The organism is Paracoccus sp. R12_2 (genome assembly GCF_017744015.1).
GTDB lineage: Bacteria > Pseudomonadota > Alphaproteobacteria > Rhodobacterales > Rhodobacteraceae > Paracoccus.
Genome location: NZ_JAGHRA010000023.1, coordinates 1 through 14,364 on the forward strand (window position 1 = coordinate 1; position 14,364 = coordinate 14,364).

A 14,364-nucleotide genomic window follows, 5' to 3' on the forward strand; every position below is an offset into this window, starting at 1 on the left:
ATGGCTCTGGTCCTACAACAATGAGCGCCCAAACATGGGCAACGGCGGGATGACACCCGCACAGAAACTGAGAATGGCCGCGTAAATTCTACGACCAAGCCCCCACAAAAATGGGGGGATTACCCTGCTGCTGATGGGAAACTTCATGAACCTGATCGATGTCAGCATCGTCAATGTGGCGCTGCCATCGATCCAGCGGAACCTGGGCGCCTCGGCCAGCCAGATCGAATGGGTGTCCGCAGCTTATGTGCTGGCCTTTGCGGCCGGGTTGCTGCCGTTCGGGCGCTTTGGCGACAAGTTGGGGCGCAAGCGGTTGTTCCTGCTGGGGGTGGCGTTGTTCACCTTGGCATCGGCGCTTTGCGGGCTGGCACAGGACATGACGATGCTGATCGGCTCGCGTGCGATCCAGGGGCTGGGCGGTGCGATGATGGTGCCGCAGGTCATGGCGATCATCCACTTGATGTTTCCCCCCGACCAGAAGGCGCGGGCCTTCGCGCTGGCAGGGGTGGTCGTCAGCATGGGCGCGGTGACCGGGCCGTTGCTGGGAGGTGCGCTGATCACCGCCGATATCCATGGGCTGGATTGGCGGCCGATCTTTCTGGTCAATCTTCCGGTCGGAATCTTCGTGATCCTTGCCGGGCTGCGATGGATACCCGGCTTGCAGCGGGATCGGGACATGACCATCGACTGGATCGGCATGGTGGTGTTCGCGCTTGCGATCATCATGATCGTCCTTCCGGTGATCGAGGGTGCGCTTCTGGGCTGGCCCTGGTGGTGCATCGCGCTGCTGCTTGGTGCCGTGCCGATGGGCGCGCTTTTTGTCTTGCGGCAGGCCGCGCTGGCGCGGGCGGGGCGGACGCAGCTTCTGCCCGTCGCACTGATGAGGAATCCGGGCTATCTGTCCGGCGTCCTGATGGTCATGCTGCATTTTTCGGCCATTCCGGGCATGTTCCTGATCCTTGCGATCTATCTGCAGACCGGATTCGGATTGTCACCGCTGGCCTCGGGGCTGGCCACGGCGCCGTTTCCGCTGGGGGTAATGCTGGGCAGCTATGTCACGGGCCGCTTCGGGGCCAGCCGTTTGCCGCTGCGGATGGGGGCGGGGGCGTTGGTCCTGCTGATCGGGATGGCGTGGCTGCGCCATGCGGCCGGCAACCCGCCACATCCGTTCACGCCGCTGGCGATCGCGGCGCCGCTGGCGATCTGCGGAACGGGTATGGGTCTGGCGATATCGCCGCTGTTTCAACTGGTGCTTCAGGCCGTGCCCGGACATGACGCGGGCGCCGGTTCGGGCGCCATGCAGGCGTTTCAGCAGGTCGGTGCGGCCGTGGGGATCGCCGTCGTGTCCAGTCTTTTCTTCGTGCAGCTGCATCACGGGGCAGATGCGGACTATCCGCAGGCCATGCACCACGCGCTGATCTATCAACTGGGGGTGTTCATCACGATCCTGATGGTGCTGTCGCTGCGCAGCTGGCTGATCCGGCCCAAGCCGACGGCCAAGGGGGTGGACGGGCCGCCGCCGATGATCGGGCCAGGGGCGCGCTAGCATGTGGAGATCATCGCTTGAGGTGTTCCAGATCGCGACCGGGTGCTGTCGCGTCGTGCTGCGCAGCCCGCAGCTGATCGAGGCACCAAACTGGCATCCAGACGGCTGGTTCCTGGTCAATGGCGACGGGCGGCTGTGGCGCGCGGACATGTCGGGGTTGACGCTGATCGACACCGGCGGATTGACGCGCTGCAACAATGATCACGGCTTCCTGCCAGACGGCCGGATCATCTTTTCCTGTCACGATGCACAGGGCGCGGGTATCCATGTGCTGGACGCGGATGGCGTGAAGCCGGTTCCGGTCGGACGGCCAAGCTGGTGGCACGGCGCGCGTGGCCGACTGATCGCCTATGCCTGCGCGCGGCGTGATCGCGTGGTCCGCATCGCGACGCTGGACATGGCGGGCGGTGCCGAACATATCCTGACCCCGATGCCCGGCCACCATGACGGCCCCGATTTTTCGGCCTGCGGCAGGTTTCTGTGGTTCAACTCGGACGCCACGGGACATGCCCAGATCTGGCGCATGACGCTGGACGGCCGGAACGCCGCGCCGGTCTTTCGCGATGATAACGTGAACTGGTTTCCGCATCCGTCGCCCGATGGGCGTCATGTCCTCTATCTTGCCTATCAACCCGGCACGACGGGGCACCCGCGCGATCGCGATGTGTCACTGTGGCTGATGGACACGGATGGCGGCCAGCGGCGCAGGATCCTGGATCTGTTCGGAGGGCAGGGGACGCTGAACGTGCCCTGCTGGTCGCCCGATGGTCGGGCCTTCGCCTTCATGCGCTACGCACCGCAGGCGGGCATCGCGCGCGCCTGATCCGGCGCGCGCGCTGCGGGTGACGATCAGTGGACGCTGACCGGGATCAGTTCGTTCTGGCGCGCCAGCATGAAGGCCATCGCGCGTTCACGCACCAGCGCCAGCCGTTCGCCGTCCGAATCATGGACGGCATACATGGTCTCGACGCCGGGCACCTGTTCGCGGACGTCCTCGGGCAGGGTGTGTGTCGCGACCTGGCGGACATAGACGGTGTTCTGTGCGTCGCTGTCGCCGAAATCGAATTTGGTATCCATGTTGATCCCCCTTACTTGCGGCTGATCGGAATTGTCTGAACCAGTTGCTGCGGCTTAACCCGCTTCAGATCGACATGCAGCAGGCCATTCTCGATCTGGGCCGAGACGACCTCGACCCCGTCCGCCAGCACGAAACTGCGCTGGAAGGCCCGCGCGGCGATGCCGCGATGCAGATAGACCCTGTCCTCGGACGGCTCTGCAAGACGACCGCGGATGACCAGTTGCCGATCTTCGGTGGTGACGGCCAGATCGTGTTCGCGAAAGCCCGCCACGGCCAGCGTGATCCGGAACCCGTCGGGCGCGAGATGTTCGATATTATAGGGCGGATAGCCCTCGGAGCCCTTTGCGGCGCGTTCCGCCATCCGCTCCAACTGGTCGAAACCCAGCAGATAGGGATGCGACCCCAGTGACATCTTGCTCATCTCATCAGCCCTTTTGCGGCGAAGCGACTGTCTGAAAAGGGCCCCGTTGCGGCGACCCAACATGGGTTCAATATGTGAATGCGATCGCCGGGCTGCAAGGGCCGCGACGGCAACCGGCCCAGTGTCAGGGGCGGATGCCGCAACGCGACATGGCCGTTCTGATCGCCTTGCCGGACCCACCAAGGGGAAAATTCGACACCGAATTTCCGGGACGATTGCGCGCCTGGACCGCATTTCCCGCAAGAAGCGCGTTGACCAGCCCCGATCCTGCCCGTGCCGAGGTGTAATGCACCCCGTCCCGCCCCGCGAAGGGCGGGCGGAATTCGCGGCCATCGACCGACAGGATCACGCCCGAGGACGGTCCCGGCAAACCGCTGATTGCCAGCAGCGCGGGTTTGCCAGCCTGACAGACATAGCTGAACGTGCTGCGGCCAACGGTCACTGACGCCATCTGGCCGCCGGTCGCCGCCCCGCTGACGGTCCAGGTGGCGCGCGCCGGCGATGGCGCCGAGGGCGTCTGATCGCTGCACGAACGGGCCACGCAGGAATTGTACTGACTGCTTCCGGCACCCGGCGAATCCGCAAGGCAACGCCAGATGCAGCGCTGCAATTCCTCGCCGTCCATCTGCGCGTGGGCCGGGGTTGCGACGGATAGCCCTGCCAACAACAGCGCGACCGCAGGCGCGCCGGTCAAGCCGATCAGTTTCATGACTTTTCTCCGGTTCGGTGATCCGGATGAAGTTTCGCGCCGACACGGCGAAAGATCAATTTTAATGTATGGGCGGGACGGGTTTGCGAAGTCGTTGTTAACAGGCGTGAAACAAATGGCTATAAGCGGAATGGAAACGCGTCATTCCAGCCGGGCCAGCCAGATGAACATGCACCACGAGATGTCCCACGAGGAAATCGTCCGCGCCAGGCTGATCGCGCTGCGCTGCGAACATCGCGATCTGGACCAGGCCATCGCCGCGCTGGCATCGCAGCAGATGACCTCGTCTCTGACGCTGCAGCGCCTGAAGAAGCAGAAGCTGGTGCTGAAGGATCGGATCGCGCGGCTGGAAGATGAACTGACCCCCGACATCATCGCCTGATTGCGGCCCCGGCGCGCGCACGGTATTGCGGAGCGCACGAAAACGCTGGACCCAGAACAAGCAAGGGGGCGCCGTATGGACAAGCCGGTCGGAATCATCATGGGCAGCCAGTCGGACTGGTCCACCATGCGCGAGGCAGCAGCGATCCTTGATGATCTGGGCATCGACTATGAGGCGCGCATCGTCAGCGCCCATCGCACCCCGGACCGGTTGTGGGATTACGGTCGCAGCGCCGTTCAGCGCGGGTTGAAGGTGATCATCGCAGGGGCCGGAGGGGCGGCGCACCTGCCCGGCATGATGGCCTCGAAGACGCGCCTGCCGGTGATCGGCGTGCCTGTCCAGACCCGTGCGCTGTCAGGCGTCGATTCGCTGTATTCCATCGTGCAGATGCCGCGTGGCTTTCCCGTTGCGACGATGGCGATCGGTGCCGCGGGTGCGACCAATGCCGGGCTGATGGCCGCGTCGATCCTGGCGCTTGACGATCCGGCGCTGGCGGCGCGGCTGGATGCGTGGCGGGCGGCCCTGTCGGACAGCATTCCCGAGGAGCCGCAGGATGACTGAGGTCCGCACCATCGGCATTCTGGGCGGCGGCCAGCTGGGACGGATGCTGTCGGTGGCGGCCAGCCGTCTTGGCCTGCGTTGCCATGTCTATGAACCGGGTGCCGCGCCTGCGGGCGATGTCGCACATCGCCTGACCACCGCCCCTTATGAGGACAGTACGGCCCTGCGCGCCTTTGCCGAATCGGTCGATGTCATCACCTATGAATTCGAGAACGTGCCGACCTCGGCGCTGGACCTGCTGGAATCGATCTGCCCGATCCGCCCGAACCGGCGCGCGCTGGCAGTGTCGCAGGATCGGTTGACGGAAAAGACCTTCCTGAACGAGATCGGACTTGCCACGGCACCCTTCGCCGACGTGCCGGGCAGGGGCGACCTGGCCGCGGCGATCGCGCGGATCGGGACACCCTCGATCCTCAAGACGCGGCGCATGGGCTATGACGGCAAGGGCCAGGTGCGGATCACCGATCCGGCGCAGGCGGACTGGACCGGTGCGCCCTCGGTGCTGGAAGGGTTCGTCGATTTCTCGGCCGAGATCAGTGTCATCATCGCGCGCGGCGCCGATGGACAGGTGTCCGCGTTCGATCCGGGGCTGAACCTGCATCAGGGCGGCATCCTGCGCACGACGACGGTGCCCTGCGGGCTGCCCTCAGCCCTGACGACCGATGCCGTCCTGATCGCGGCCCGAATCGCCAACGCGCTGGACTATGTCGGCGTGATGGGGGTTGAGCTGTTCGTGACGCCTGCCGGGCTGATCGTGAACGAGATCGCGCCGCGCGTGCACAACTCGGGTCACTGGACGCAGGCGGGCTGTGCCGTCGATCAGTTCGAACAACATGTCCGCGCGGTCGCCGGCCTGCCCTTGGGCGACGGCAAGCGTTACGCCGATGTGGTGATGGAGAACCTGATCGGCGACGACATCGACCGGGTGCCCGACCTGCTGGCCACGCCGCGCGCGCAGCTGCATCTTTACGGCAAGGGCGAGGCGCGGCCGGGCCGCAAGATGGGCCATGTGAACCGGATCGCCGGATGAGGCTGGCGCGGCCCCGTCTGGCGGTGCGCGCGGCGGTTCTGCATCGCGACCGGCTGCTGATGGTCAATGCCTATCCGGGGCAAGACAGCGATCTGTGGTGCCTGCCCGGCGGAGGAGTCGAGCCGGGTCAGTCGCTGCCAGAAAACCTGATGCGCGAGGTGGCCGAGGAAACCGGCCTGATCATCAGTGTCGGGGCGCCCTTTCTGGTGAACGAATTCCACGATCCCGCCAGCGGCTTTCATCAGGTCGAGATCCATTTCCGCGCCATGCCGGTGGCAGGCGACGATATTTCGCTGGCAGACCCGATGGGGGTGGTGAACCGGTTTCGCTGGGTCACACGGGCCGAACTTGCAACCCTGCGCCACAAGCCCGGCAGCCTCGCCGCCGCGCTTTGGGGCGATGCGGCGGCGCATTACGACGCGCTGGAAACCATCGTGCCCTGAACCTGGGGCTGCCCGGAATGTCGCCGGGGGCCGCGGCCCCCAAGCGCCGTCATGGCAGATCGACGCTACTCGGCCGCCTCGTTCACAGCCGTCTCGGATCCGGGCTTCATGCGGAATCCGCGTTCCAGCTGATCGAACGGCGCGACCGGATAATCGCCCGAGAAGCAGGCGTCGCAATATTGCGGGCATTTGCCGTTGCGGCCGTCAGCCTCGCCGACGGCACGATACAGGCCGTCCAGCGTCACGAAGGCCAGCGAATCAACGCCGATCCATTCCCGCATCTCCTCGGTCGTCATCTGCGCCGCCAGCAGCTTGTCACGGTCGGGCGTATCCACGCCATAGAAGCAGGGCCATGCGGTCGGCGGGGATGCGATGCGGAAATGAACTTCGGCCGCGCCCGCATCCAGGATCATGTCCTTGATCTTCCGGCTGGTCGTGCCGCGGACCACGCTGTCATCGACAAGAACGACCCGCTTTCCGGCGATCAGCGACCGGTTGACGTTCAGCTTCAGCCTGACGCCCATGTTGCGGATCTGCTCGGTCGGCTCGATGAAGGTTCGGCCCATATACTGGTTGCGGATGATTCCCATGCCGTAGGGGATGCCCGATTCCTGTGCGTAACCGATTGCTGCGGGGGTGCCGCTGTCGGGGACCGGGCAGACCAGATCGGCCTCGATCGGGGCTTCGCGGGCCAGTTCGACACCGATCTGGCGGCGGGTTTCATAGACCGAGCGACCGCCAATGATCGAATCCGGACGCGAGAAATAGACATGTTCGAAGATGCAGAATCGACCCGTGGACGGGCCGAAGGGGCGCGAGCTTTCGACCTTGCCGCGCGAGATCACCACCATTTCGCCCGGATCGACCTCGCGAACGAAATCGGCACCGATAATGTCCAGCGCGCAGGTTTCCGAGGCCAGCACGAAACCGTCATCGCCGACCTTGCCCAATACCAGCGGGCGCACGCCCAAGGGGTCGCGCACGCCGATCAGCTTGGTACGGGTCATCGCGATGACGCTGAACGCCCCCTCGACCCGGCGCAGCGCATCCTTCATCCGTTCGGGCAGGTTGCGCTGTATCGACCGCGCCATCAGGTGGATGATGCATTCGCTGTCGCTGCTGGACTGGAAGATCGAGCCACGCTCGGTCAGTTCGCGGCGCAGGGCTGCGGCGTTGGTGATGTTGCCGTTATGGGCGATCGCGCAACCGCCCATCGAGAATTCGCCGAAAAACGGCTGCACGTCGCGGATCGCGGTGTTGGCCTTGGTTCCGGCGGTTGAATAGCGGACATGGCCGATGGCCAGCGGCCCCGGCAGCGTCGCCATCACGTCGGCCTTGGTGAAATTGTCGCGCACATAGCCGAAGCGATGGGCGCTGTTGAATCCGTGTTCGGGATCGTGGGTGACGATCCCCCCGGCCTCCTGTCCGCGATGCTGCAACGCGTGCAGGCCAAGGGCGACGAAGCTGGAGGCATCGGCCATGCCGATCGCGCCGAAAATTCCGCATTCTTCATGAAGGCGGTCCGAATCGAACGGATGGGCCAGAAATGGTTGCATCAGGGCATCCTGAATGGCTTTGGGCTGTGGGGCGGTATGTAGGGGCAAGGGAACATAAAGTCACGCCCCCGTGCAAGCACAGGGGCGGTTTTTCGTCATGAAAGCGTCACGGCATGGCAGCCATGCAGCCAGATCCAAGCTCTCAGGATCAATTCTCAGCGGGCGGGGTCGCCTCGGGCGCGACCGTTTCGGTTGCAGTGCAGCCGCCGACCATCTGTTCATAGCGGCTGACGATCCAGCTTGGCGCGTCGTCGGGGATCTGTTCGTCCATCTGGCCGCGCATCCGCTCGAACACTTGTGCCGAGCGCGAATTCTCGACCATGGCGACCTGCTGACTGGTCATCACGCGGTCATAAACGATGAAGGCGATGGCGACCAAAAGAATGCCCCGGGCCACGCCGAACAGGAATCCCATTCCCTGATCGATGCCGCCAAGCGCCGAACGCTGCACCACGGATGAGAACAGCGGCGTGATGATCGAAAAGATCACCAGCGCCAGTGCAAAGACCACCGCGAAGCCGGCGATCGTGGCCAGTTCGCAACTGTCGCCCAGAAATCGGTCCAGCACGGGAAGCTGGGCGATCATCGGACGCACGGTGGCGGCGAAAAGGAACGCCAGGATGGCTGCGGCGATCCATCCCAGAATGGCCAGCGATTCGCGCACGAAGCCGCGCGACCAGGCCAGAATGGCCGAAAGGATGACAACGCCGGCCACCACCGCGTCAATGATCGTGAAACCGTCCATAAGTCCTGCCCCTGCGCCGGATATCGTTTCGTTTCAGGCGGTTCAGCCGGCGCCGAAGACCTCGCCCACAAATCCTGTCAGGTCGGCGATGCGTCGCATGCCCATCCCGCCCCGATCTGTCGTCACGCCCTCGACCTTCTGGCCGTCGGGTAAAATCGCCTGTGAAAAACCAAGTTTCTGCGCTTCTTTCAACCTGTTTTCGGCCTGTGCGACGGGACGTAGCGCGCCCGACAGGCTGATTTCGCCGAAAAGCACGGCCTCGGGCGGCAGGGCGCTGTCCTCGCGCGCCGACAACAGCGCGCCCGCGATCGCCAGATCCGCGGCGGGTTCGTTGACCCTCATGCCGCCGGCGACGTTCAGGAAAACGTCAAGACCGGTGAAAGGGATGCCGCATCGCGCCTCCAGCACGGCAAGAATGGTGCTGACCCGGCCGCTGTCCAGACCCACGACGGTGCGGCGCGGGCTTGCCAGTGTCGAGGGGGCGACCAGCGCCTGCACCTCGGTCAGCACCGGGCGCGTGCCCTCGATCCCCGCGAACACCGCGCTGCCGGGCGAGGGCTGGCCGCGTTCCGACAGAAACAGCGCCGAGGGATTGGCGACCTCGGCCAGTCCGGCGCCCGTCATCTCGAATACCCCGATTTCGTCGGCGGGGCCGAATCGGTTCTTGACGCTGCGCAGGATGCGGAACTGGTGGCCGCGCTCTCCCTCGAAATACAGGACGGTGTCGACCATGTGCTCGACCACGCGCGGACCGGCGATCTGTCCGTCCTTGGTGACATGGCCGACCAGCACGATGGCGACGCCGCGCCGTTTGGCGAATGTCACCAGTTCGTGCGCGGCGGCGCGGACCTGTGCCACGCTGCCCGGCGCGGCCTCGACCGTGTCCGACCACAAGGTCTGCACGGAATCGATGATGGCAAGATCGGGACGTTCACTGTCCAGCGTGGTCAGGATATTGCGCAGATTGGTTTCCGCCCCCAGTCGCACGGGCGCATCCGCCAGTCCCAGACGTTGGGCGCGCATCCGCACCTGTGCGCTGGCCTCTTCGCCGCTGATATAGATGGCGTTCAGCCCGGTCCGCGCAAATGCCGCCGCACCCTGCAGCAGAAGGGTCGATTTGCCGATGCCGGGGTCGCCGCCGACCAGGACCGCCGATCCGGGCACCAGCCCGCTGCCCAGAACCCGGTCCAGTTCTGCCATCCCCGATTGCCGGCGGGGTGGGGGCGGCTCGTCCGTGGCAAGGCCCGACAACGGCACGCTGCGGCCCTTGGCGGCGCCCAGGCCGCGGCCGGGCCCCTGCGACAGCGGCGCTTCCTCGACAACGGTATTCCATGCCCCGCAGGCGTCGCAGCGCCCGGCCCATTTCTTGTGGGCGGCGCCGCAGGCGGTGCAGGTGAATGAGGTAACGGATTTTGCCATGCAGATCTTGTGGCATCCGCGCCGACCCGCCGCAACATGCATCTTCGGCGACCCGGTCGCGGTCAGCCGGACCAGTCGATGGGCGCATATCCACGTTCGTTCAGCCAGCCATTGATGCGGCTGAACGGGCGGCTGCCGAAGAAGCCGCGCCGGGCCGACAGCGGCGATGGGTGGGCCGTCGCAATGACCATATCCTGATCGCGCGGAAGTCCCGCGACAGCCTTCTGCGCGTGTGCGCCCCACAGCAGAAACGCCAACGGACCGTGGTCCTGGGCCTTGGTGATGGCCTGCCGGGACAGCTTGTCCCAGCCCCATTTCGCGTGCGCCCCGGCATCTCCGGGCGGCACCGTCAACGCGGTATTCAACAGCAATACGCCCTGCGCGGCCCAATGCGAAAGATCGCCCGTTCGGGGCGCCCGGCCCAGATCATCGCGCAGTTCGGTGAAGATATTGCGCAGCGACCGGGGCAGCGCGACCTGCGGCGCGACCGAGAACGCAAGCCCGTTGGCGTGACCCGGCGTGGGGTAGGGGTCCTGCCCCAGAATCACGACGCGGACCTGTTCGGGTGGCGTCGCCTGCAATGCGGCAAAGATCCGGTCGGGTCCGGGCAACCATTCGCAACCTTCAAGCCGGTCGCGGATCGCGGGCCAGTCCTGACGAAAGAACGCCAGATCGGCCCAGGCGTGGGGCGGGATCACGGCTCCGGCGGGCCGGTCACTTCGGCCAGGCTGGTCAGCCGGGCCTTGGCGGCACCGCTGTCGATCGATTCCGCCGCCATCGCCGCACCCTCGCGCAGGTCGCGGGCGGTGCCCGCGACCAGCAGCGCGGCGGCGGCATTCAGCAGCACCGCGTCGCGATAGGCGCCGGTCTCGCCCTCCAGCAGCGCGCGAAACGCGGCGGCGTTCTGCGACGGCTCTCCGCCGATGATTGCCTCGAAAGGATGCCGGCTCAGGCCCGCATCCTCGGGCGTCACGGTGAATTCGGTGATCTCGCCGTTCTTCAGCGCCGCGACCGCGGTGTCGCCGGCGATGCTGATCTCGTCGGTGCCGTCGCTGCCGTGCACCAGCCATGCCGCGTCGCTGCCCAGATCGCGCAGCACCTCGGCCATGGGGCGGATCCAGTGGGCCGAGAAGGCGCCGGTCAGTTGCCGACGCACGGCGGCGGGGTTGGTCAGCGGTCCCAGCAGGTTGAAGACCGTCCGTGTGCCCAGTTCGGCGCGCGGCGGGCCGACATGGCGCATCGCAGGGTGATGCATCGGGGCCATCATGAAGCAGATCCCCGCCCGGTCCAGCGCCTTCTGCGCAACGGACGGGCCGCCCATCACATTGATGCCCATCTGGGTCAGCGCGTCCGCGGCCCCGGATTTCGATGACAGGTTGCGATTGCCGTGCTTGGCGACCGGGATGCCTGCCCCCGCCACCACGAAGGCCGTCGCGGTCGAGATGTTCAGCGTGCCCTTGCCGTCACCGCCGGTGCCGACGATGTCCATGGCGTTCGCGGGCGCATGGACGCGATTCATCCGGGCGCGCATCGCACGGGCGGCTGCCGCGATCTCGTCCACGGTTTCGCCGCGCACGCGCAGCGCCATCAACAGGCCACCGATCTGCGCGGGCGTCGCCGCACCGTCGAACAGCGCCGAAAAGGCCGATTCTGCCTCGGGGCCGGTCAGTGGACGAACGGCGGCGGTGCCGATCAGCGGGCGGATATCGGTGGTCATGCGGCGGCTTCGTCCTTGCGGCAGCGGGACAGGAAGTTGCGGATCATCTCGTGCCCGTATTCCGAGGCGATCGATTCCGGGTGAAACTGAACGCCCTCGATGGGCAGGTCCGTATGGATCAGACCCATGATGGTGCCGTCATCCGAAGTCGCGGTGACCCGCAGGCAATTGGGCAGGGTTTCGGGCTGCACCGTCAGCGAATGATAGCGGGTGGCGTTCAGCGGCGAGGGCAGTTCCGCAAAGACGCCGCTGCCGTCGTGGCTGACCGCATCGACCTTGCCGTGCAGGATCCGGTTGGCGCGCACCACCTTGCCGCCGAACGCTTCGCCGATGGCCTGATGGCCAAGGCAGACCCCGAACAGCGGGATCGCCCGGTCGGCCACCGCGCGGATCAGGTCGAGGCAGATTCCCGCCTGCGCCGGATCGCAGGGGCCGGGCGAGATCACGATGCCGTCGGGCCGCAGGGTCAGAGCCTCGTCGACAGTGATCTGGTCGTTGCGGCGCACAGTGACATCGGCTCCGGCCTCGCCCAGATAATGCACGAGATTCCAGGTGAAGCTGTCGTAATTGTCGATCAGAAGGATCATCTTGGGCGCCTTGATCTGCAGTGGCGGCTTGGGGGCGGTTTCCCCCCGGAAAACGGTCCGCTATAGATGGGCCAAAGCGCGTCGGGGGGTCAAGCCCGGCCGGGGAAAGAAGAGGCGCATGGCACGCGGTTTCTGGACAGGTTTGGGGCATGGTGCGGCGCTGAGCGCCGTCGTGCTGGTGTCATTGTCGCTGATCCTGCCGTTGCCCGGCCCGCAGGCCGTGCCGCAGCAGGGCGAAGAATCGGCTGCGACGGGGCCGGGTGAAGCGGATCCGGTCGTAACGGACGCCGCACCCGGACCGGGCTCGGACACCACATCTCGGCCGGCCCCGGAGGTTTCTGCGCCGACAACCGCGGCGTCGGATTCGCCCCCCGCAACGCCTGAAACGGCGCCCGAGACGGCTGCCACAGCCAGCCCGTCCGATGATGATGCGCCACAGGCCGAGGCAGTTGGTCTGCCGGTGGGATCGGAATTCGGCCGGGGCGGGGATGTGGTGCCGCTGCAACCCGCGCCGCTGGCGTCGCCGGCCTCGCGCATGGATCAGGCGGATGCGCCCGCCGTCAGCGCCCCGGCGGCCGAACCGGCACCGGTCGCCATCACCGACAGCGACAGCAGGCCCGAGGCCCCCGAGGGTGCTGCAGGTCGCGCGCAGGCCCAACCTGCGCCGGGCGATACGGCGCCCGACGTCGCACAGCCCGGGGCGTTGGACATGCCGGTGATGCCGGATGCGCCGCAGATGGCGGGATCTGGCGATCGGGACGAGCGGCCGCAGACCGCCGCGATCCGCGCGGACGACCCGACCCCACCCGCCGACCCCGCCAGCGAGCCAGCCGCGAGTGCCGAAAGCCGCGAGCCTTCCCGCCCCGAACGCCCCGAGCCTGCGCAGGACGAGACAACCACCGCGCCCGCGATGCCGTCTCCGTCGCTGGACCTGTCCTTGCCGCCAGACCTGTCCGATCTGCGCGCGCTGCAGCGTGACTGACATGGCTGGTATCAACCCCGCCATCGCCGCAAGCTTTGCCCCGCCCGTGATGGAGGCCAGACGCTGGTTGCAGGGGGTCGAATTTCCGCCCGACCGTCCGCTGATCAATGTCAGCCAGGCGGCCCCCGCCGACGCGCCGCCCGAAGGGTTGCGGCGGGCCATCGCTGATGCCGCGATGGATCTGCCGGGCGCACATCTTTACGGGCCGGTGCTGGGAAACCCGGACCTGCGCGCGGCTGTCGCCGATCAGTTCAGCGAGGCCTATGGCGGTGTGGTCTCGGCCGATCAGGTGGCGATCACCCAAGGCTGCAATCAGGCGTTCTGCGCCGCGATCGCCACGCTTGCGGGGGCAGGGGACGAGGTGATCCTGCCGGTGCCGTGGTATTTCAACCACAAGATGTGGCTGGACATGCAGGGAATCGCGACCCGTCCGCTGTCCTGCGGTGCGGGCATGCTGCCTGACCCCGACGATGCAGCAGCCATGATCGGCCCGACGACGCGTGCGATCGTGCTGGTCACGCCGAACAACCCGTCAGGGGCTGAATATCCCGCCTCGTTGCTGGCGGCGTTCTTCGATCTGGCGCAGCGCCATGGCATCGCGCTGATCCTGGACGAGACCTATCGCGATTTCGACAGCCGCACCGGCGCGCCGCATGACCTTCTGACGCGGCCGGGCTGGGATCAGACCGTCATCCAGCTTTACAGTTTTTCCAAGGCCTACCGGCTGACAGGACATCGTGTCGGCGCGATGGTCTGCGGCGTGGCGCGGATGCGCGAGGCCGAGAAATTTCTGGACACCGTCGCCATCTCGGCCTCGCAGCTTGGCCAGATCGGGGCGCTGTGGGGGATGACGCATCTGCGCGACTGGCTGGCCGGCGAACGCGCCGAAACCCTTGCCCGCCGCGACGCCACCATCGCCGCGCTGGCCGGTTTGACCGGCTGGCGGCTGAAAACCGCGGGCGCCTATTTCGCCTGGGTGGAACATCCCTTCGCCGCATCATCCGCGACCTTGGCCCCGCGTCTGCTGCGCGAGGCGTCGGTGCTGGCGCTGCCCGGCACGATGTTCACGCCAGAGGGCGATCCGGTCGGCGACCGGCATTTCCGACTGGCCTTCGCCAATGTGGACCGGACAGGTATCGCGCAGCTTGCCGAACGGCTGGTCTTGTTCCGCCCCTGAAGGCTTGTGGC

Annotated in this window: 17 protein-coding genes; 8 read left to right on the top strand and 9 right to left on the bottom strand. The window is 66.4% G+C overall.

What is annotated here, in order from left to right; all coding sequences use genetic code 11:
- Window positions 1–133: 133 nt before the first annotated feature.
- Both J7359_RS18415 and J7359_RS18420 read left to right on the top strand, forming a co-directional pair.
- Window positions 134–1,546: an MFS transporter gene (locus J7359_RS18415; RefSeq protein WP_280637531.1), complete on the top strand. Its 1,413-nt coding sequence runs from the start codon at window positions 134–136 to the stop codon at window positions 1,544–1,546.
- 1 nt (window position 1,547) lies between these two features.
- On the top strand, window positions 1,548–2,369 hold the full coding sequence (locus tag J7359_RS18420; RefSeq protein WP_209059010.1) for a hypothetical protein: 822 nt from the start codon (window positions 1,548–1,550) through the stop codon (window positions 2,367–2,369).
- A 26-nt stretch (window positions 2,370–2,395) separates the two neighbouring features.
- On the opposite strand, the gene J7359_RS18425 is transcribed toward J7359_RS18420, so the two are convergent.
- The 3 genes from J7359_RS18425 to J7359_RS18435 all read right to left on the bottom strand — a co-directional run bounded on the left by J7359_RS18425 (window position 2,396) and on the right by J7359_RS18435 (window position 3,754).
- Window positions 2,396–2,623 carry a DUF1150 family protein gene (locus J7359_RS18425; RefSeq protein ID WP_209059013.1) on the bottom strand — a complete coding sequence of 76 codons (228 nt, stop codon included), beginning with the start codon at window positions 2,621–2,623 and terminating at the stop codon, window positions 2,396–2,398.
- Window positions 2,624–2,634: 11 nt separating this feature from the next.
- Window positions 2,635–3,045 carry an Hsp20 family protein gene (locus J7359_RS18430; RefSeq protein ID WP_209059022.1) on the bottom strand — a complete coding sequence of 137 codons (411 nt, stop codon included), beginning with the start codon at window positions 3,043–3,045 and terminating at the stop codon, window positions 2,635–2,637.
- A 124-nt stretch (window positions 3,046–3,169) separates the two neighbouring features.
- Window positions 3,170–3,754: a hypothetical protein gene (locus tag J7359_RS18435; protein ID WP_209059024.1), complete on the bottom strand. Its 585-nt coding sequence runs from the start codon at window positions 3,752–3,754 to the stop codon at window positions 3,170–3,172.
- Window positions 3,755–3,917: 163 nt separating this feature from the next.
- Between J7359_RS18435 and J7359_RS18440 the strand changes: the two genes are divergently transcribed.
- The 4 genes from J7359_RS18440 (at window position 3,918) to J7359_RS18455 (ending at window position 6,170) form a co-directional block, all read left to right on the top strand.
- The gene (locus tag J7359_RS18440) at window positions 3,918–4,136 is read left to right on the top strand and encodes a DUF465 domain-containing protein (protein ID WP_209059165.1); all 219 of its coding nucleotides are present in this window, start codon (window positions 3,918–3,920) and stop codon (window positions 4,134–4,136) included.
- A gap of 75 nt (window positions 4,137–4,211) precedes the next feature.
- Window positions 4,212–4,697 carry a 5-(carboxyamino)imidazole ribonucleotide mutase gene (purE, locus tag J7359_RS18445; protein ID WP_209059035.1) on the top strand — a complete coding sequence of 162 codons (486 nt, stop codon included), beginning with the start codon at window positions 4,212–4,214 and terminating at the stop codon, window positions 4,695–4,697.
- Window positions 4,690–5,727 (top strand): 5-(carboxyamino)imidazole ribonucleotide synthase, encoded by a 1,038-nt coding sequence (locus J7359_RS18450; protein WP_209059036.1) that lies wholly within the window; start codon window positions 4,690–4,692, stop codon window positions 5,725–5,727. The genes purE and J7359_RS18450 overlap by 8 nt, the downstream gene beginning before the upstream one ends.
- Window positions 5,724–6,170: an NUDIX hydrolase gene (locus J7359_RS18455; RefSeq protein WP_209059048.1), complete on the top strand. Its 447-nt coding sequence runs from the start codon at window positions 5,724–5,726 to the stop codon at window positions 6,168–6,170. The genes J7359_RS18450 and J7359_RS18455 overlap by 4 nt, the downstream gene beginning before the upstream one ends.
- A gap of 65 nt (window positions 6,171–6,235) precedes the next feature.
- On the opposite strand, the gene purF is transcribed toward J7359_RS18455, so the two are convergent.
- The 6 genes from purF to J7359_RS18480 form a co-directional block, all read right to left on the bottom strand.
- On the bottom strand, window positions 6,236–7,726 hold the full coding sequence (purF, locus tag J7359_RS18460; protein ID WP_209059050.1) for an amidophosphoribosyltransferase: 1,491 nt from the start codon (window positions 7,724–7,726) through the stop codon (window positions 6,236–6,238).
- 148 nt (window positions 7,727–7,874) lie between these two features.
- On the bottom strand, window positions 7,875–8,471 hold the full coding sequence (locus J7359_RS18465) for a CvpA family protein (protein WP_209059053.1): 597 nt from the start codon (window positions 8,469–8,471) through the stop codon (window positions 7,875–7,877).
- Between the two features lie 42 nt (window positions 8,472–8,513).
- Entirely contained in the window at window positions 8,514–9,890 is a 1,377-nt protein-coding gene (gene radA / locus J7359_RS18470) for a DNA repair protein RadA (protein WP_209059064.1), read from the bottom strand.
- Window positions 9,891–9,952: 62 nt separating this feature from the next.
- A complete protein-coding gene (locus J7359_RS20080) occupies window positions 9,953–10,588 on the bottom strand; it encodes a uracil-DNA glycosylase (RefSeq protein WP_348524421.1) in 636 nt (211 codons plus the stop codon).
- A complete protein-coding gene (trpD, locus tag J7359_RS20085) occupies window positions 10,585–11,607 on the bottom strand; it encodes an anthranilate phosphoribosyltransferase (protein ID WP_247740524.1) in 1,023 nt (340 codons plus the stop codon). Before trpD ends, J7359_RS20080 begins: the two co-directional genes overlap by 4 nt.
- Window positions 11,604–12,194 (bottom strand): aminodeoxychorismate/anthranilate synthase component II, encoded by a 591-nt coding sequence (locus J7359_RS18480; RefSeq protein WP_209059067.1) that lies wholly within the window; start codon window positions 12,192–12,194, stop codon window positions 11,604–11,606. Before J7359_RS18480 ends, trpD begins: the two co-directional genes overlap by 4 nt.
- Window positions 12,195–12,312: 118 nt before the next feature.
- On the opposite strand from J7359_RS18480, the gene J7359_RS18485 reads away from it, so the two are divergent.
- Window positions 12,313–13,176: a hypothetical protein gene (locus J7359_RS18485; protein WP_209059069.1), complete on the top strand. Its 864-nt coding sequence runs from the start codon at window positions 12,313–12,315 to the stop codon at window positions 13,174–13,176.
- 1 nt (window position 13,177) lies between these two features.
- Window positions 13,178–14,353: an aminotransferase gene (locus J7359_RS18490; protein WP_209059078.1), complete on the top strand. Its 1,176-nt coding sequence runs from the start codon at window positions 13,178–13,180 to the stop codon at window positions 14,351–14,353.
- Window positions 14,354–14,364 lie beyond the last annotated feature (11 nt).